Source organism: Streptococcus parasanguinis (genome assembly GCF_023109675.1).
GTDB lineage: Bacteria > Bacillota > Bacilli > Lactobacillales > Streptococcaceae > Streptococcus > Streptococcus parasanguinis_I.
In genome coordinates, this window is record NZ_JALDUR010000017.1 from 1 (window position 1) to 17,452 (window position 17,452).

The 17,452-nt window shown below is 43.1% G+C and carries 20 protein-coding genes and 1 other annotated feature; of the genes, 2 read left to right on the forward strand and 18 right to left on the reverse strand.

Annotated features, from left to right (window positions below):
• Positions 1-88 precede the first annotated feature (88 nt).
• Positions 89-337: a DUF3165 family protein gene (locus tag M1G14_RS09625; RefSeq protein WP_004219693.1), complete on the reverse strand. Its 249-nt coding sequence runs from the start codon at positions 335-337 to the stop codon at positions 89-91.
• 23 nt (positions 338-360) lie between these two features.
• Positions 361-2,208 carry a translational GTPase TypA gene (gene typA, locus M1G14_RS09630; protein WP_247920284.1) on the reverse strand — a complete coding sequence of 616 codons (1,848 nt, stop codon included), beginning with the start codon at positions 2,206-2,208 and terminating at the stop codon, positions 361-363.
• A 178-nt stretch (positions 2,209-2,386) separates the two neighbouring features.
• On the opposite strand from typA, the gene M1G14_RS09635 reads away from it, so the two are divergent.
• Positions 2,387-3,112 (forward strand): 16S rRNA pseudouridine(516) synthase, encoded by a 726-nt coding sequence (locus M1G14_RS09635; RefSeq protein ID WP_247920285.1) that lies wholly within the window; start codon positions 2,387-2,389, stop codon positions 3,110-3,112.
• A 43-nt stretch (positions 3,113-3,155) separates the two neighbouring features.
• Here M1G14_RS09635 and M1G14_RS09640 read toward each other — a convergent pair whose 3' ends face one another.
• Both M1G14_RS09640 and M1G14_RS09645 read right to left on the reverse strand, forming a co-directional pair.
• Positions 3,156-3,539 carry a rhodanese-like domain-containing protein gene (locus M1G14_RS09640; RefSeq protein WP_195486998.1) on the reverse strand — a complete coding sequence of 128 codons (384 nt, stop codon included), beginning with the start codon at positions 3,537-3,539 and terminating at the stop codon, positions 3,156-3,158.
• Positions 3,539-3,757: a YqgQ family protein gene (locus M1G14_RS09645; protein ID WP_003017930.1), complete on the reverse strand. Its 219-nt coding sequence runs from the start codon at positions 3,755-3,757 to the stop codon at positions 3,539-3,541. The genes M1G14_RS09640 and M1G14_RS09645 overlap by 1 nt, the downstream gene beginning before the upstream one ends.
• Before the next feature lie 87 nt (positions 3,758-3,844).
• Here M1G14_RS09645 and M1G14_RS09650 point away from each other — a divergent pair, with 87 nt between their 5' ends.
• On the forward strand, positions 3,845-4,504 hold the full coding sequence (locus M1G14_RS09650; RefSeq protein ID WP_247920287.1) for a prepilin peptidase: 660 nt from the start codon (positions 3,845-3,847) through the stop codon (positions 4,502-4,504).
• A gap of 7 nt (positions 4,505-4,511) precedes the next feature.
• Here M1G14_RS09650 and trpB read toward each other — a convergent pair whose 3' ends face one another.
• From trpB to asnA, 14 genes are all read right to left on the reverse strand, one after another.
• On the reverse strand, positions 4,512-5,699 hold the full coding sequence (gene trpB, locus M1G14_RS09655) for a tryptophan synthase subunit beta (protein ID WP_247920288.1): 1,188 nt from the start codon (positions 5,697-5,699) through the stop codon (positions 4,512-4,514).
• Between the two features lie 121 nt (positions 5,700-5,820).
• Positions 5,821-6,056: a binding site (T-box leader), on the reverse strand.
• A 67-nt stretch (positions 6,057-6,123) separates the two neighbouring features.
• Positions 6,124-6,651, reverse strand: coding sequence for a VanZ family protein (locus M1G14_RS09660; protein WP_042760081.1), 528 nt, complete (start codon positions 6,649-6,651; stop codon positions 6,124-6,126).
• Positions 6,638-7,726: a dual-specificity RNA methyltransferase RlmN gene (gene rlmN / locus M1G14_RS09665; RefSeq protein WP_003005918.1), complete on the reverse strand. Its 1,089-nt coding sequence runs from the start codon at positions 7,724-7,726 to the stop codon at positions 6,638-6,640. Before rlmN ends, M1G14_RS09660 begins: the two co-directional genes overlap by 14 nt.
• A gap of 6 nt (positions 7,727-7,732) precedes the next feature.
• Positions 7,733-8,308 (reverse strand): YutD family protein, encoded by a 576-nt coding sequence (locus M1G14_RS09670; protein WP_247926546.1) that lies wholly within the window; start codon positions 8,306-8,308, stop codon positions 7,733-7,735.
• Positions 8,309-8,592: 284 nt separating this feature from the next.
• Positions 8,593-10,305, reverse strand: a complete 1,713-nt coding sequence (locus M1G14_RS09675; protein ID WP_045759155.1) for a cache domain-containing sensor histidine kinase — start codon at positions 10,303-10,305, stop codon at positions 8,593-8,595.
• Positions 10,302-11,036, reverse strand: coding sequence for a response regulator transcription factor (locus tag M1G14_RS09680; protein ID WP_024054871.1), 735 nt, complete (start codon positions 11,034-11,036; stop codon positions 10,302-10,304). Before M1G14_RS09680 ends, M1G14_RS09675 begins: the two co-directional genes overlap by 4 nt.
• A gap of 58 nt (positions 11,037-11,094) precedes the next feature.
• Complete coding sequence (msrB, locus tag M1G14_RS09685; RefSeq protein WP_049474405.1) at positions 11,095-12,216, reverse strand: peptide-methionine (R)-S-oxide reductase MsrB; 1,122 nt, start codon at positions 12,214-12,216, stop codon at positions 11,095-11,097.
• 11 nt (positions 12,217-12,227) lie between these two features.
• Positions 12,228-12,788, reverse strand: coding sequence for a TlpA disulfide reductase family protein (locus M1G14_RS09690; RefSeq protein ID WP_042759839.1), 561 nt, complete (start codon positions 12,786-12,788; stop codon positions 12,228-12,230).
• Between the two features lie 56 nt (positions 12,789-12,844).
• Positions 12,845-13,183: a hypothetical protein gene (locus M1G14_RS09695; protein WP_023917420.1), complete on the reverse strand. Its 339-nt coding sequence runs from the start codon at positions 13,181-13,183 to the stop codon at positions 12,845-12,847.
• A gap of 26 nt (positions 13,184-13,209) precedes the next feature.
• A complete protein-coding gene (gene ccdA2 / locus M1G14_RS09700; RefSeq protein WP_023917418.1) occupies positions 13,210-13,920 on the reverse strand; it encodes a thiol-disulfide oxidoreductase-associated membrane protein CcdA2 in 711 nt (236 codons plus the stop codon).
• A 162-nt stretch (positions 13,921-14,082) separates the two neighbouring features.
• Positions 14,083-15,165, reverse strand: a complete 1,083-nt coding sequence (locus M1G14_RS09705) for a SepM family pheromone-processing serine protease (protein ID WP_024054874.1) — start codon at positions 15,163-15,165, stop codon at positions 14,083-14,085.
• Positions 15,149-15,637 carry a pantetheine-phosphate adenylyltransferase gene (gene coaD, locus M1G14_RS09710; protein ID WP_024054875.1) on the reverse strand — a complete coding sequence of 163 codons (489 nt, stop codon included), beginning with the start codon at positions 15,635-15,637 and terminating at the stop codon, positions 15,149-15,151. The genes M1G14_RS09705 and coaD overlap by 17 nt, the downstream gene beginning before the upstream one ends.
• Positions 15,627-16,166, reverse strand: a complete 540-nt coding sequence (gene rsmD / locus M1G14_RS09715) for a 16S rRNA (guanine(966)-N(2))-methyltransferase RsmD (protein ID WP_021152746.1) — start codon at positions 16,164-16,166, stop codon at positions 15,627-15,629. The genes coaD and rsmD overlap by 11 nt, the downstream gene beginning before the upstream one ends.
• A 247-nt stretch (positions 16,167-16,413) precedes the next feature.
• Positions 16,414-17,406, reverse strand: a complete 993-nt coding sequence (asnA, locus tag M1G14_RS09720; protein ID WP_003005888.1) for an aspartate--ammonia ligase — start codon at positions 17,404-17,406, stop codon at positions 16,414-16,416.
• Between the last annotated feature and the right edge of the window lie 46 nt (positions 17,407-17,452).

Here is a 17,452-nt window from a genome sequence, read left to right on the forward strand (position 1 = left end):
TTCATAAGTTAATTTCATAATAAAAACACCCCAAAAGTTAGATTTTTTTCTGTCTAACTTTTGGGGTGCAGTTCAATCACGTCAGCGTTTATTTTTTCTGTTTGGTCGTCATTTTGGAAATATCCACCAAAGCCAGGTAGCCAACAAAGGCGAGAAAGGCACCGACAAAAAACTCAGACGGTAGTTGGAATATCTGAAAAATGGCGAGACAAGTCAGTACGATAATGGAGACGATCAAGACCACCATTGTGACACTGTTTAAGGTACCACGAATACTTTTTGGGGTCATAAAAAGGTAAAAAAGGAGAATCAAAATCCCTAAGATAAAATAGACCATTTTGTTTCTCCTTTCTTTCCGTATTATTCAGCAGCTGCTGATTTTTTCTTTTTATTTGCTTTTTCGCGTTCTGCTTTGTTCAAGATTTGTTTACGTAGACGGATAGATTCAGGCGTTACTTCCATGTACTCATCGTCGTTCAAGAACTCAAGAGATTCTTCCAAGGTCAAGATACGAGGAGTCTTGATAACCGCTGTTTGGTCCTTAGTAGCTGAACGAACGTTGGTCATTTGTTTTGCTTTCGTAATGTTTACGGTCAAGTCGTTCTCACGAGAGTTTTCCCCGATGATCATTCCTTCGTAAACTTCTGTACCTGGATTGACAAAGATCGTACCACGTTCTTCGATAGACATGATAGAGTAAGTGGTTGCTTTTCCGTTATCGATTGAAACAAGAGCACCACGGTGACGTCCACCGATTTCTCCTGGAATCACTGGCAAGTATTGGTCAAAGGTGTGGTTCATGATTCCGTAACCACGTGTCATTGACAAGAACTCTGTTGAGTATCCAATCAAACCACGCGCAGGAACAAGGAAGACCAAACGAGTTTGACCGTTACCTGTTGCAACCATATCCAACATTTCACCCTTACGCTCAGAAAGGCTTTGAATAACAGAACCTTGGTATTCTTCTGGTGTGTCGATTTGTACGCGCTCAAATGGTTCACATTGGACACCATCAATTTCCTTGATAATAACTTCTGGACGAGACACTTGCAATTCGTATCCTTCACGACGCATGGTTTCGATCAAGATAGACAAGTGCAATTCCCCACGTCCTGAAACGGTCCATTTATCAGGTGAATCAGTTGGGTCAACACGAAGAGAGACGTCTGTTTGCAATTCTGCTTGCAAGCGTTCTTCGACCTTACGAGAGGTCACCCATTTCCCTTCCCGACCTGCAAATGGTGAGTTGTTGACCAAGAAGGTCATTTGAAGGGTTGGCTCATCGATGTGAAGGATTGGAAGTGCTTCTACTGCGTCAGTTGGTGTGATGGTTTCTCCAACGAAGATATCTTCCATACCAGAAATAGCGATCAAGTCACCAGCTTTAGCTTCTTGAATCTCGCGACGTTCCAAACCAAAGAAACCAAAGAGTTTGGTCACACGGAAGTTTTTAGTTGTACCATCCAGTTTAGAAAGGGTAACTTGGTCCCCAACCTTAACTGTACCACGGAAGACACGTCCGATACCGATACGACCAACGAAGTCATTGTAGTCAAGAAGAGACACTTGGAATTGAAGGGGCTCATCTGAGTTATCAACTGGAGCTGGGATGTGGTCGATAATGGTATCAAAGATTGGCGCCATAGTCTTTTCTTGATCTGCTGGATCATCTGACAAGGATGATGTTCCGTTGATCGCTGATGCATAAACAACTGGGAAGTCAAGCTGGTCATCATCCGCACCTAGCTCGATGAAGAGTTCCAAGACTTCGTCTACTACTTCTGCTGGACGAGCAGATGGCTTATCGATTTTATTAACTACAACGATCGGCACAAGGTCTTGTTCCAAGGCTTTTTTCAATACGAAACGAGTCTGAGGCATAGTTCCTTCGTAGGCATCTACGACCAATACAACCCCGTCAACCATTTTCATGATCCGTTCCACTTCTCCACCGAAGTCCGCGTGTCCTGGTGTGTCCATGATATTGATCCGAGTTCCATTATAAGCAACGGCTGTATTTTTAGCAAGGATCGTGATCCCACGTTCTTTTTCAAGATCGTTTGAGTCCATTGCACGTTCTTGCAATTCTTTACGTTCATCCAAGGTGTGCGATTGTTTCAACAATTCGTCTACCAAAGTTGTTTTACCATGGTCAACGTGGGCAATGATCGCAACGTTACGAATATCTTCTCTTAATTTTGTCATGATTTCCTCTATAAAATTTTAAATAATATTTCTAACTGAACAATTATACCACAGTCCTATCTAAAAAACACAGTTCAGCTAGTTGTAAATGTTTTCATCTTCATTTCTTTTCTCTGACTCGATTTCCTTTTCTTTTCATGATACACTGATGATAAGAATTTCAGAAAAAGAGGCTCCCATGAGATTAGATCAATTGATGGCAGACCATCAGTACGCTCGTAAAGACATCAAACAACTTTTGGCCCGAAGGCAAATCTTGGTCGATCACCTACCAGCTCAAAAGCTATCCCAAAACATCGACCCTGGACTCCAACAGATTCAAATCGGGGAACGGATCATTCAAGAACCGCGTCACCACTACTACATGCTCCATAAACCAATTGGAGCCGTGACCGCCAAAAGAGACGCCCACCATCTAACGGTGATCGAGCTAGTGGACCCCCAGCAAGAGTACCCAGACCTCTATCCACTTGGTCGCCTCGATCGCGATACCAGTGGTCTTCTCCTCCTCACAGATAATGGTCCCTTAGGCTTTCAATTGCTCCATCCTCAATACCATGTGGAGAAAGTCTATGAGGTAGAAGTCAATGGTCCGCTTTATGCAGCCCACATCGAGCAATTTCAGAATGGGATTTCATTCACAGACGGTCCTATCTGCAAGCCGGCTTCCTTGACCATTCTAGAAAGTACCCCCAGCTACAGCAAGGCCCAGGTCCGAATCTCAGAAGGAAAATACCACCAAGTGAAAAAGATGTTTTTAGCCATTGGGGTCAAAGTAATGACCTTAAAACGCTTATCTTTTGGTCCCTTCACCTTGGATCCTCAGTTAGCTCCTGGAGAAAGTCGGCCTTTGAATGAGGTGGAGCTCACATGGGTCAAAGATTTTCTTGAAAAAACGAGATAAAAAAGCTCTAACCACACACTTTGTGCAGTTAGAGCTCTTTTTATTAAGCGTCTTTTTTCACTTTCCCATTCCAAGAATCGAGACCATAAGACAAGACATAAATGTCTGTATAGCCCTGTTTCTTAAGATAGAGAGCCGCATTGGTTACACGCGAACTACGGCTATTTTCATAGAGCAAAATTGGTTTATCTTTGCGCAAGGCTGCAAGACTCAACTTCAACTGAGTAGAAGGAATGTTGCGTGCTCCTAAAATATGCTTGGCATGAAACTCAGCTGGCTCTCGCAAGTCAATCAACTGCCCTTTACGAATCAGCTCTTCAAAGGTTGCATTGTCCACAAATTTAGCAGCTTTACGGATGCGGAAATAATTAAACCCCATCCATCCAAATGCTCCTAAAATAGCCAACCAAACAATGATATTTCCCATCACTCTACCTCACTCTTTTTCAAAAATTCTAATTCTTGCTTGTGTTCTCTTCTTAAAACGGTATCGGCTTCTAAATAATCGAGCCGCTCCATCAGGCCTGCATCATAAAGACGTTGAAGCTCAATTTTCATCAATTCGATGTCATAGAGGCGCTTCCCTACGTAAATGATGATTCCAAAACGTTTTAAAAATTGTTGAACATCATACAGGTTTTTCATGTTCATTATTGTATCAAATTTAGAAAGGCTTTACAAGATTTTCAAGCAAATGATGAAATTTTCCGATTGCTTTACGAATAAATAAGTATGATCAACTTTTATTTTTTTACCATCGGTACTTGCATCGCCTCTTTTTTGGGACTAGTTGTCGACCGTTTCCCAAACCAATCCATTCTCGCTCCTCGCAGTCATTGTGATCACTGTCAGCACGTCCTTGGAGTTTGGGATCTCATCCCCATTATCTCGCAACTACTCCATCGCTTTCGCTGTCGCTACTGTCATCAGCCCTACCCATTTTGGTACTGCCTTTTTGAGGTTTGGAGTGGCCTGCTCTTTTTAGCCTGCGCCAATGGTTACCTTTCCCTGCCTCAACTTCTAACACTACTGGGAGCTGCCGTTTTAGCCATCTATGACCTTCGCTTTATGGAATACCCTTTATTCATCTGGTGCTGTCTCCATGCCCTGGTCCTCTTTTTATCCGGTGGTAATCTCCTCATGCTGGTCTTTTTACTCCTTGCGATCGGAGCTCACTTTTTCTTTATCGGAATGGGAGCAGGAGATTTCCTCTTGCTCGCCACCTTTTCGCTAAGCTTTTCTTCTACCCAGATCCTCATTCTCATTCAGATCGCATCCATCTTAGGCATTCTCGTATTTGCTCTCAAAAAAGAAAGAGACCGGATTCCCTTTGTTCCCTGTCTCTTTCTCAGTTATCACGCTTTACTGCTTTATACGATGTTTTGCAGATAAATTCTTTTTATTTTGCAGCCTTCGCTTCTAGATAATCGGCGATAGCAGCCACATCCTTGTCCCCACGTCCGGAAACATTGATGATGATGATCTTGTCTTTATCCAATTGTGGAGCACGTTTGACCGCTTCTGCAATCGCGTGTGAGCTTTCAATAGCTGGGAGGATCCCTTCTGTCTTACTGAGAAGAAGAAGAGCTTCTACTGCTTCATCATCTGTTGCAGCCACATATTCGACACGACCAGAATCTTTAAAGAAAGCATGCTCTGGACCAACCCCTGGGTAGTCCAAACCAGCAGAGATCGAGTACACTGGCGCTACTTTTCCATCTTCGCCAAAGACTGCATAGGTCTTCATACCATCAACCACACCGATAGTCCCTTTGGTCATGGTCGCTGCGTGCTGATCGGTATCCAAGCCATGACCAGCAGCTTCAACCCCAATCAAGCCGACTTCCTCTTCTGCGACATACTCAGAAAAGGCACCGATGGCATTAGAGCCACCACCGACACAGGCAATCACATAATCCGGCAAACGATCTTCTTTTTCCAAGATTTGACGTTTAGATTCTTCACTGATCACCTTTTGGAATTCATGCACAATGGTTGGGTAAGGGTGAGGGCCAACAGCAGAACCCAAAACGTAAAAGGCATCCAGATCCGCCATCCATGCTCCAAATGCCGCATCAACGGCATCTTTCAAGGTCTTAGTACCGGTTTCAACCGCATGGACGGTTGCCCCCATCATTTCCATGCGAAAGACATTCAAGCGTTGGCGTTCCACATCTTCTGCCCCCATGTAGACATCACAGGCCATGCCAAACTTAGCTGCCGCAGCTGCTGTAGCTACACCGTGTTGACCGGCTCCTGTTTCAGCAATCACGCGCGTTTTGCCCATGCGTTTAGCCAAGAGGATTTGCCCCAAAACGTTATTCAATTTATGCGAACCTAGGTGATTCAAGTCTTCGCGCTTCAAATAAATTTTTGCCCCACCTAAATGCTCTGTCAAACTTTCCGCAAAGTAGAGCGGTGTTTCGCGTCCAGAATAGTCTTTCAAATAATGTTTGTATTCTGCAATAAATTCTGGGTCATTTTTATACTGTTCAAAGGTTTCCTCTAATTGATTGAGCAAGTTTTGAATGGGTTCTGGTACGAAAGATCCACCAAATTGTCCGAAATAGCCTTTTGTTTCTGTCATAATTGTGTCCTCTTTTCTATATCTTCAATCCTGTTTATGATCTTTTTCTCTCGCTGGCCCTTTGAGCTGCAGTCTCACTGGGTTCCTTTGAGATACAAAAAACCTCACACAGAAAAATCTGTGTGAGGACGATTCGATACCGCGGTGCCACCTCAATTGTAGGAAAATAGTCTTTCTCCTACATCTCTGACCTGTCTAACAACAGGGTGCACGATAAGGTGTGCTCACCGAATTTTTATTGTTTCAAATTCATCATCATAAACGCATCAGCCCATTTCAAGATTCACCACTGCTTGTTCGCAATCACCACAAGCTCCCTGGAAGTGAGAAAAATCTCTACTTTTCTGATGTCTTGAAGCTATTATAGCTCCCGCTTCTGACTTTGTCAACAAAAATTTTAAAAAACGGCTGAAATGTTCGGATTTTACATTTCCCCATTTTTTGCTAGCAATCGTACTCTGAAATACTGAAAGCCTAGATAAGCTAGATAAGCGCCTAAGGTATTGGTCCACAAATCATCTAGCTCAAAGACACGATTAGCATCATACAAGAGGTCTAACAGAACTTGGCTGCATTCAATCCACAAGCTCATCGCAAAGCCGAAGCACAAGACCCGTTTTCGACTCCTCAACCAGGGCCATAGCCAGAGGAGTTGAAAGACCAGCGGACTTAACAAAAAGATATTGGCTACGTTTTGGAGAATAACCTTAATGAGTTGGAGGGCACTGGTGATCTGGCCAAGATTCATCACCGAATTAAGAGGAACCAGCAGGACGACGATGCGACCGAAATGTTGAATACCCGGTGTTTCCATACCTGGCTCTGGCTGTTGGGGCAAAAAACACATCAGACACAAGAGGATAAAATAGAAGAAGCTGCCACTCCGTAACAGCCTTCTTCCTCTTTTTGTTAGTTCTGTATGATCGATCAGCCCTTGTTTAAGGTTGCGCATGTTCAACAATCGCTTTCTCCCGATCCCGTTTCATGGTATTTGAACGCAATTGGCCACAGGCAGCGTCAATATCTGTACCGTGCTCTTGACGCACTACACAGTTAACACCTTGTTTTTTCAAGGTATCATAGAAGGCCATGACCCGTTCTTTTGGACTACGGCTGTATTGGTCATGCTCACTGACAGGATTGTAAGGAATCAAGTTAACATAAGACAATTTCTTGATATTCTTGAGCAATTCTGCCAACTCTAAGGCTTGCTCGACTCCATCATTGACTTCATTCAACATGATGTACTCAAAGGTCACCCGACGGTTCGTAGTCTCAATATAGTATTCAATCGCCGCAAACAATTTTTCAATTGGAAAGGCCCGGTTGATCTTCATGATGCTAGAGCGCAAGTCATTGTTTGGAGCATGAAGAGACACTGCTAAATTGACCTGCACACCTTCATTTGCAAAATCACGAATTTTATGAGCCAAACCAGAAGTTGACACGGTAATATGGCGAGCACCAATCGCTAATCCCTTGTCATCGTTGACCGTCCGGATAAATTTCAAGACATTGTTATAGTTGTCAAATGGTTCTCCGATCCCCATGACAACGATATGGCTGACTCGTTCATCTTGGCCACGTTCGTCAAAGTATTTTTGGACCAACATGATTTGAGACACGATTTCACCATTGTTCAAATCGCGTTGTTTTTTGATCAAACCAGAAGCACAGAAGGTACAACCGATATTGCATCCGACCTGAGTGGTGACACAGACTGACAAGCCATAGTGCTGACGCATCAAGACGGTTTCAATCAACATGCCGTCTGGCAATTCAAAAAGATACTTAACCGTTCCATCTGCTGACTCTTGCACGATCCGTTGCTTGAGTGGGTTGACGACAAACTGATCATTCAACTTCGCAATCAAATCTTTGGATAGATTGGTCATTTCTTCGAAGGACTGGACGCGTTTGCGATAGAGCCATTCCCAGATTTGTGCTGCACGGAATTTCTTTTCGCCGTTTTCTTCCGCCCAATCAATCATATCCTGGCGTGTTAAACTATAAATGGATGGTTTCATTCTTTCTTACTCCTCTTTTTGTCGAATCACAAAATGACGTTTGTTGTCTGTCTTCGTTGTTTTTTTGGTCTCAGCAGACGGTCTTGTTTTTTTCGAGTTATTGGCTGACTGTCCCTTGTCGCGTTCTCGTTTTTGGAAACGATCTTTTTGTTTGCGATTGCGCGAACGCTTCTTCGGCTCTCTTTCTTCTGATTGAGCTTTTTTGACCGGTGATTTCTTATCAAAAGAAGCACGATGGGGCTCCTTATTTTCAAGGACAAAATAAGCACAACCATAGCTACAATATTCTAACAAATAATCGTCTAAGCGACTTAATTTATCCATCGTTGCAACATCGCGCTCTTCCTTATAAAAGCCACGCAAGCGCAACTGCTCATCGCTCCAATCACCAACAATGTAATCAAACTTGGTTAAAATCTCAGAAAATCTCTGACCAAAAACAGTCGCATCAAATGCTTCTTTTTCATTTTTTAACAACTCAAAGGAGAGGTTTTCTGAAAGGATCTGGTCTCCTACCTGACGAAACACAGGTCCAGGAAATTTATTGTAATTATATAATTCAGGGTCAATCTCTTTTCGCATAGTGTTCCTTCATCAAAATCTATTTACTGTAACACTTTATTTTATCATAAATTTGATGACTTGCGTCAGATTTGACTAGAAAAGAGTCGAAATTCCTTTGAGAGCAAAAAGAGAGTGGGATAGAAATCGGTAACTCGTTACAATTCGATTTCGTCGTCCCACCTCCGCACAGTTGAGTAGGGCTGTAAAAGCTGATGAAATCAACGTAGTAGAGCCCACTCAACCACTGCGTCTTGCTCGACAATCCAAAAATAATTGAGAGGCTAGAACTTTTGTCCCAGCCTCTATGAATATTCATTGCCGGATGCAAGTGGCAAAAAAAGAGTAATTTTGGTATAGCTATTTGCCTTAGAATCAATCTCCATATGATAGGCTTCGCCAAATTGAAGATGCAATCGTTGGTCCACATTTTTCAAGCCAACACCTCCTAAACGAAGAAGGGTTTGGGCTGTTGATCCTGATCGGTCAAACCCTCGTCCATTGTCAAAAATCGATACGCAGGCGTAGTCTCCACTGACTTCAGTTGTCACTCGAATGAGACCTGGCCGATCGATCTCTTTAATGCCATGGTAAATCGCATTTTCCACTAAGGGCTGAAGCACTAATTTCGGAAGCTGATAGTCGCCCAACCGTTCATCTTCTAGAATTTCATAGTTGAGCTTTTCACCATAACGTTGTTTTTGAATGAAAAGATACTGGCGGACATGGTCGATTTCATCTCTCAGTAGGATTTGTTCCTGGCCTTGGTTAAGAGCCAGTCGAAAATATTGAGCCAGAGACTTAGTGATGTCGACCACGCGCCGACTATCATTAAACTCCGCCATCCAGACAATCGTATCCAAGGTATTGTAGAGGAAATGCGGATTAATCTGAGCCGAAAGTGCCCGCAACTCGTACCGCCGTGCGTTCTGCTCCTCTTCCTTAACCTGTTGCATGAGGTTATCGATTTGGTCCAACATGGCATTAAACGCTTGAGCGAGGGCCACCAATTCTGGAGATCCTTTGGCTGCAGCCCTCACGTGAGCATCTCCTGCTCCAATCCTCAAAATGATAGTCTGAAGGTCTTGTAAGGGTTTGATCCACAAACGCAGAACAAAGCCGATCCCTATCAAACACATGATCAAAGCTAGTAATCCTAGACCAATGAAAGAGTACAGGAGTTGCGACTGCAGCATCTGAAGTCCTTCAAGTGAAGCCACTCCAATCAAGGTCCAATCGCTATCTGGAATCGGAACCTGATAGATAAAATTCTGTCCTCCTTTAGCATAGCCATCTGTCACAGCAATATAGGGCTGCATGGCCTGCATTTCTTGGCTGGAGGAATAGACCGCCTTTTTAGGATGGTAGACAAACTCATGCTTTTGATTAATGATAAAACTAAAGCCTTGTCTCCCTAGTTGAAGGTGATCCAAGTAAGCCTGAAGGCTATCGTAGCCAATATCCAAGCGTACTACTCCGAGATTTTGGCCAGTCTGATCGACCACTTCTTGGGTAATAGAAACCACCCATTTTTCTTTTTCCGAAGTCAAAGATTCCTTTCGAGCTGGCGTCAAAACTGGCATGGCTCTTTCTTTAATCGCCTCTTGATACCAACTTTCATTCATCATATCTGAAGAAGTCTGCATGCTGATTTTGGAATCTGTCGCTACCAGACGTCCATCCTTGGTCACCAAGACCGCTGAGACCAAGTCCGGATCCGTTTCAATCATCGTTCGCATCAGGTGTTGAACCGTTTCTTGATCCGCACTCCTATCTTGGGCAAATTGTCGAACAGCCTGTTCCTGGCTAAGCACCGTCGTCGTCTGCTTTAATTTTTTTAGATAGGAAGTGATAAACTGACTGCTTTGATCGATACTATTTCTTGTCGTCCGCTCTGTTTGCTGGCGGATCGTCCCTGAACTCGTTTGATAATAGAGACCACCAATAAGACCAAAAAGTAGGAGAATGAAGAGAAAAAAGTAGAGGACCAGCTGAATCAGCAAGGGATATCGTTTCATTCATGCTCTCCTTTTTTGTACTGCCTTGGTGTCACCCCAACAACCTGCTTAAAGCGTTGAGAAAAATAGTTCATATCTTCAAAACCAACCTGATCGGCGATCTCATAAATTTTTAAATCTGTCGTGAGAAGCAAGAGTTGAGCCTTCTTCATTCGCTCTTGAATGAGGTAGTCTTGGAAGGGGAGTCCCAATTTTTTCTTGATCAATACACTTAGATACGAGGCACTGAAACCAAGTTGATAGGCCAGATCCTTTAGAGTTAACTGAGAGTCTGCTAAACGAGCATGAATGGCTTCTTCCAAGTCTGTCGAATAACCCTGACTGACCAAATCTTCGACTTGCGCTTTCTTACGCTCTTGATCAAGTTTTCCTTTCACCTTTGCTAACATCTCTTCAATATCATCTTTTGAAAAAGGCTTCAGCAAATAATCATCTGCACCTAACTTGATGGCTTTCCTTGCAAACTCAAAGTCATCATAACCTGTCAAAAAAATGATATGGCAAGACGGAGATTGTTCTTTGACGAGATGAGCCAGATCCAAGCCATTCATTTGTGGCATATTGATATCGGTTAGAAGGATATCGGCTGGTTGCTCTTGAAACTTCTCCCAAGCCTCACGCCCATTTTTAGCCTGGTTGATGACGGTCATTCCAAACTGTTCATAATCCACTAAGGAAGTCAGACCCTGCCGGATAAGCTCTTCATCTTCCACAATCATGATCGCATACATGTCTTTCACCTACTTGTCTTTGCTATACTTATTATAGCAAATTATGGTTCCAAATGTCTCAGACGTAGTCCATTAAATAACCGTAGCCCTTTTCTTTCATTTCTGCTTTGGGAATGAAGGTAATAGACAAACTATTGATGCAATAGCGAAGGCCGCCTTTTTCCTTGGGACCATCGGTAAAAACATGGCCCAGATGAGAATTTCCTACACGGCTCCGAACTTCTGTCCGAGTCATATTGAAACTCTTATCCTCCTTATAGATGGCCACATCAGGACTAATAGGTCGACTGAAACTCGGCCAACCACAACCAGAATCAAATTTATCCTTAGAGGAAAAGAGCGGCTCACCAGTCACGACATCTACATAAATACCGGCATCAAACTGATCCCAGTAACGATTGGAGAAGGCCCGTTCGGTATCATTTTTTTGTGTCACCGCATACTCTTCAGGAGATAACTTCTTTTTGATCTCCTCATCGCTTGGCTTAGAATAGCGACTAGCATCTATAACAGGATAAGAAGCCTGATTGACATCGATATGGCAGTACCCATTCGGATGTTTCTTTAGATAATCCTGGTGGTAGTCCTCAGCCTTGATGAAATTGGTCAGTGGCTCTTTTTCCACTGCTAACGGTTTGTCGTATTTTTTTGCTTCTTCTTCAAAGACTTGGTTAATGGTTGGAAGGTCTTCTTGGGAGACATAATAGACACCTGTTCGGTATTGTGTTCCTTGATCATTTCCTTGACGATTCTTCGACGTTGGGTCGATAATCCGGAAATAATGCAGGAGCAATTCTTTCAGAGATACCTTCTTGACATTGTAGGTGATGTGAACTGTTTCAGCATGGCCTGTTTGAGGGACCAATTCATACTTGGTCGTTTCTCCCTTTCCATTGGCATAGCCTGATACGGCATCAATCACACCTGGAACACTGGAGAAATATTCCTCTACGCCCCAGAAGCAACCACCAGCCAAATAAATTTCACGATGATCCTTTGGATCAACCGTTTCATTTGTTTCCTTTTTGGCTACTGGAGTCTGACTCATCGATACTTTTTTAATCATCTCAGTGCTTGTTTCTGATTGATCCATTCCGTTTGCTCCCTTACTAAAGAAAAAGAAACCAATCGATAGCAAGCCAATGAGAAGGATAGCAAACACTTTCCATTTTGTTTCCATTGTCTATCTCCTTACTGCATGTTCTCTAGGGTCTTGAGGATATCCTCTTTATTCATATAGCCAATATGACTCTTTGCTAAAGTCCCATCACTATTGATAAAGAGCGCCGATGGATAAGAACGAATCCCATATTCTTTGAGCAGTTCCCCTTTACTATCTAGCAAGACTGGGAAATCCTTGTAATCCAAAGACTGGTACCAGTTTTTGAAATCTGCTGCTGATTTTTCGCCATTAAAGGTTGGAGCTACAACGGATAAAACCACATAATCCTTACCTGCCTCTTCTTTTGCCAACTCATTGGTATCCTCTAATGTCGACAGGCAAATAGAGCACCAGGAAGCCCAAAATTTGAGGTAAACTTTCTTCCCTTTGTAATCGGATAAGCGGTAGGTCTTGCCATCCACTCCTTGCAGGCTAAAATCCTTCACTTTCTTGCCAGATGGTTGCCTAGCCCCAGCTTTGGCTGTTTGTTGGTTCATGTTCTTATTGGAAGTAGCCATTCCTTGACTCGAACAAGCCCCTAAAAGTCCAGCGCATACGAATCCTGCAGCTACTAAAGCTAATTTCTTCATCATTATTACCTCTTTAAACAAGGAGAAAGTCATCCTCAGATGACCTCTCCCATCTTTCATTCCTTGTCTGATTTCATATCAGATGATTCACTCTTTTCATTTTTCATTTCTGAATCGCTAGATTTCATCTCATCTTTTTTCATATCGTCCTTCATTTCAGAACTGCTGTCAGACATCATAGATGAATCTTTCATGTCTTCTTTTTTCATTTTATCATCGGACATGGATGAATCCTTCATGTCATCCTTCTTCATATCGTCCTTCTTCATATCGTCCTTCTTCATCATACTACTATCGTCCGTTTTTTTCATATCTGAATCTGATTTCTGTCCAGAACAAGCTGCTAAAGTGACGATGCTAAGTGTAGCAATAGAAAGTGCAAGAATTTTTTTCATGATTTTTCTCCTTTAATCATTCAAGATTAGTGAAACAAAGATGCGAGGCTATTAAGATTTCCTAGCATCAGCAAGATGCCCATCAAGACGATGAGGGCACCACCAATTTTTTTCAAGGTTCCCATATGGGGCTTGAGTTTAGCAAAATGTTGTAGAACCCAGCTAGAAGCTAGAGCCAAGACTAAGAAGGGGAGCGCCAATCCTAATGTATAGACCAGCATCAGGAGAGCGCCTTGCAAAGCACCATCTCCTCCAGAAGCGGCAATGGCTAGAACAGAACTCAGAACTGGTCCTACACAAGGGGTCCAACCAAAACTGAAGGTGACCCCTATCAGAAAAGCATTGAAGAATTCATTGCGCTCCCGATTCTTATTGAGTTGGATGGTCTTTTGCTTTTGGAGTTGTCTCAGATTGATCACTTCCATTTGGTGAATCCCTAATAGGATCACAATCCCTCCTAGCAGATAGCGAAACCATGGAGCATAAAGCACCTGGCCAAGGGCCCCTGCACCGTATCCTAGAATCAGGAAAACAGTTGATAGACCTGCGATAAAACAAAGAGTCTTCACCAAGCCGTACCAAGAAATATCTCTTCCAAAAATCCGAACAGTTTTCACACGTTCAGAATCCAATAGAATCCCTACATAGACTGGCATCAGTGGCAAAATACATGGGGAGAAAAAGGATAGAACTCCCGCTAAGAATACTGAAATGGAAAACAAACTGGTTTGAATCATTTCACTACCTCCCTTTCTTTCTGATACCAGTATAAAGAAAAAATCCCTCTAAAAATAGAGAGATTGATAAGCAAAAACTTGAATTTGATTAGAAGGTGAATCTTCCTATCTGCCAACTCTACCTCGTACTTTCAAGTACGAGACTGATCTAACAAGATACTTCTAATTCTTCTTCAAATAATCAATAGCGTCTTGAAGGGTTTTGACGGGGACAATTTTCATCTTCGAATGAATTTGTTTCGCTGCTTCTTTCGCTGTTTCATAGTTTGATTTGGCCTTGGGATTGGCTTTCTTTTCTTCTTTGGAAACAGGATTATTAGGGGCAAAGAAAATTTCTGCTCCTTCTTTATCGGCTGCGACGACTTTCTTGTCAATCCCACCGATGTCGCCAACCGTTCCATCTTGGTTAATGGTTCCTGTCCCTGCAATATGGCGTCCCTGACGAAGATCTGGATCAGCCACTTGGGTGTAGATAGCTAGGCTAAACATCATGCCGGCACTTGGTCCACCAATCCCTTGAGTCGCAAACTGGACAGGAACATCTCCTTTGGCTTCAGTCCGGTCGATCAGGCTAATCCCGATTCCGTTTTTCCCGTTAGACAATTTGATGATCTTTCCGTCTGCGGTCTTGGTTTGTCCATCCTCAATATAGGTCACTGAAACAGGGTCGCCAATTTTTTGAGAACCGACATAGTCAATCAATTCTTTGGAACTCTTAAAGGTCTTGCCATTCACACCGGTGACGGTATCCGCAATGTTCAAGATTCCCTTAAAAGTCGAGTCATCTGCTACCTGCATAACATAAACACCAAGAAAGTCCATCTGGGTTTCTTTTCCAGCTGTCTTTAACCCTTGGTAGATGGCCATATTTTGCGAGGTTTCCATATAGAATTGGTTAATCCGTGTAAATTCTTGGCTCGAACTACCACCTGTCATATCCTTGGCAGAGTAGATATCTGTAAAAGGTGTCGCCCAAGCATAGATCAAATCAGCCGGGGTCGCTTCTTTCACTGCCACGGTTACAAAGTCATAAGACCCTGACTTGGTATCCATTTTTCCATCCACTGTCATGACCGATCGAATATCTTCTGCCGTACCCGGCATCTCAATATAATAGGGAAGGCGAATCACAAAAGCAGCTAGCAAGAGGAGCAAGAAAAGAACGCCTGCAATCGGCCATCGGTATTCTTTCAACCGTCCTTTTTTCTTTTTAGTGGTCAAGCTTGGTTTATTCGCTTGTGTCATCTTTGATTTCCTCCATTACACTCTTTGGGACATAAGGTGAGATATCCTGCTGAAAAGCCAGCAACTCTCGAATACGCGTTGAACTAATGGCCTGGTAAGGTGGCTGGGCATAGAGATAAACCGTCTCCAATTCAGGCGCCAACTGATGATTAAAGTAATCCATATTGGCTTCGTATACCAGATCCTGTGCATTGCGCAAGCCCCGGATCAAGGTGATGACCCCAAGATTGCGCGCCACTGTCACAGCCAACTCTTGAGTTGACGTCACAATTTCAACATTTTCCAAATGAGCCAGGGCCCCTTTCACCATGCGCACGCGCTGCTCAATGGAAAAGAGTCCGACTTTTTCCGAATTATAAAAAATTCCGACATAGACACGGTCAAACAAGCGACTAGCTCGCTCGATCAATTGCACATGCCCAATGGTAATCGGATCAAACGATCCTGTAAACAATCCACTTCTATCTGACATATACTGTTACCTTACTAATTCCATAGATTTTTTCTTTCCAGATTCCCACTTGTCCGATTTCCTCAGGAAGTTCTACATGTTTATCGGTTTCGCACACAATCATGATGTCCTCTGACAAGAGATGGCGCTCGCACAAGGTTTCGATATCGCGGACAATCTCTTCCTTGGCATACGGAGGGTCTAAGAACACCAAATCAAAGGTGCCCGTTAAAAGCCCTAAGGCTTGCTTGGCCTCCATTTTTAGCAGTTGAAACCGTTCCTTTTCCTTGGTCATGGCAATATTGGCTGCTACAATCTCCTGCGCTCTACGATCTCTTTCCACTAGAACGGCCTCTGACATGCCTCGAGAAACGGCTTCGATAGAGAGCCCACCGCTTCCTGCATAGAGATCCAGCACTCTTCCACCATCAAAGTAAGGACCAATCATATTGAACATGGCCCCTCTGACCTTATCAGAAGTCGGCCTGGTTGTTTTTCCTTCAAGTGTTTTGAGGGGACGTCCCCCATAGGTTCCAGATACTATTTTCATAGGGACCATTATACCAAAAAAAATCAGAAAATTGCGATTTGATATGGTCAAGCGATAATTAAAAGAGGCTGGGACAAAAGTCCTAGCCTCTCAATTATTTTTGGATTGTCGAGTAAGACGCAGTGGTTGAGTGGGCTCTACTACGCTGATTTCATCAGCTTTTACAGCCCTACTCAACTGTGCGGAGGTGGGACGATGAAATCGAATTCTAACGAATTACCGATTTCTGTCCCACTCTCTTTCTTCCTTATAGGATATTTTCATATTCATCGCGGACAGATTGAGGCCAGACACTGGTTTGGACTTCACCGATATGTTTCTTACGAAGCAAGAACATCGCCAAACGAGATTGTCCGATCCCTCCACCAATTGTAAGTGGGAAAAGACCATTTAACAAAGCTTTGTGCCACTCTAATTGGAGACGATCCTCGTCCCCTGTGATCGCAACTTGACGGCGAAGCGTATCTTCATCGACACGGATTCCCATTGAAGACAGCTCAAAGGCTGAACCTAGAACGTCATTCCAGACGAGGATATCGCCATTCAAGCCTTTGTAGCCATTTTCAGACTCTGTTGTCCAGTCATCGTAGTCAGGTGCACGTCCATCATGTGGTTTGCCATCTGCAAGCTCTCCACCAATCCCGATCAAGAAAACGGCTCCGAATTCTTTGGCAATGGCATTTTCACGCTCTTTTGGAGTTAAATCTGGATAGCGTTCCACCAATTCTTCTGTGTGAACGAAGGTAATTTGTTTTGGAAGAACTGACTCAATATCATAGCGCGCTTCTACTGCTAGTTCTGTTAAACGAATCGCCTTGTAGATCTTTTCAACCGTTTCTTTGAGGTAGGCGATGTTGCGTTGACCATTTGGGATGACTTTTTCCCAGTCCCATTGGTCTACATAAACAGAGTGGATAGCATCTAGCGAATCTTCATCTGGACGAAGGGCCTTCATATGGACAAAGAGACCTTCTCCTTCGCCAAAACCAAAACGTGCCAAGGTATGGCGTTTCCATTTTGCGAGTGAATGCACGACTTCATAAGTCTCATCAGGAATTTGAAGGACCTTTACAGATACCGGATGTTCAATCCCAGAAAGGTTATCCTGCATCCCGTCTCCGACCTTGCTCAAAATTGGCCCTTGGACTTCAATGATGTCCAATTTATCTTTTAAATATTGTGTAAAAGTCGTTTTAACAAACGAAATTTCTTTTTGTTGGTGGATAAAACTTTTTTTCATATAGTTCCTCATTTATAGACATTTTAGAAATGATTATACTCTTTTT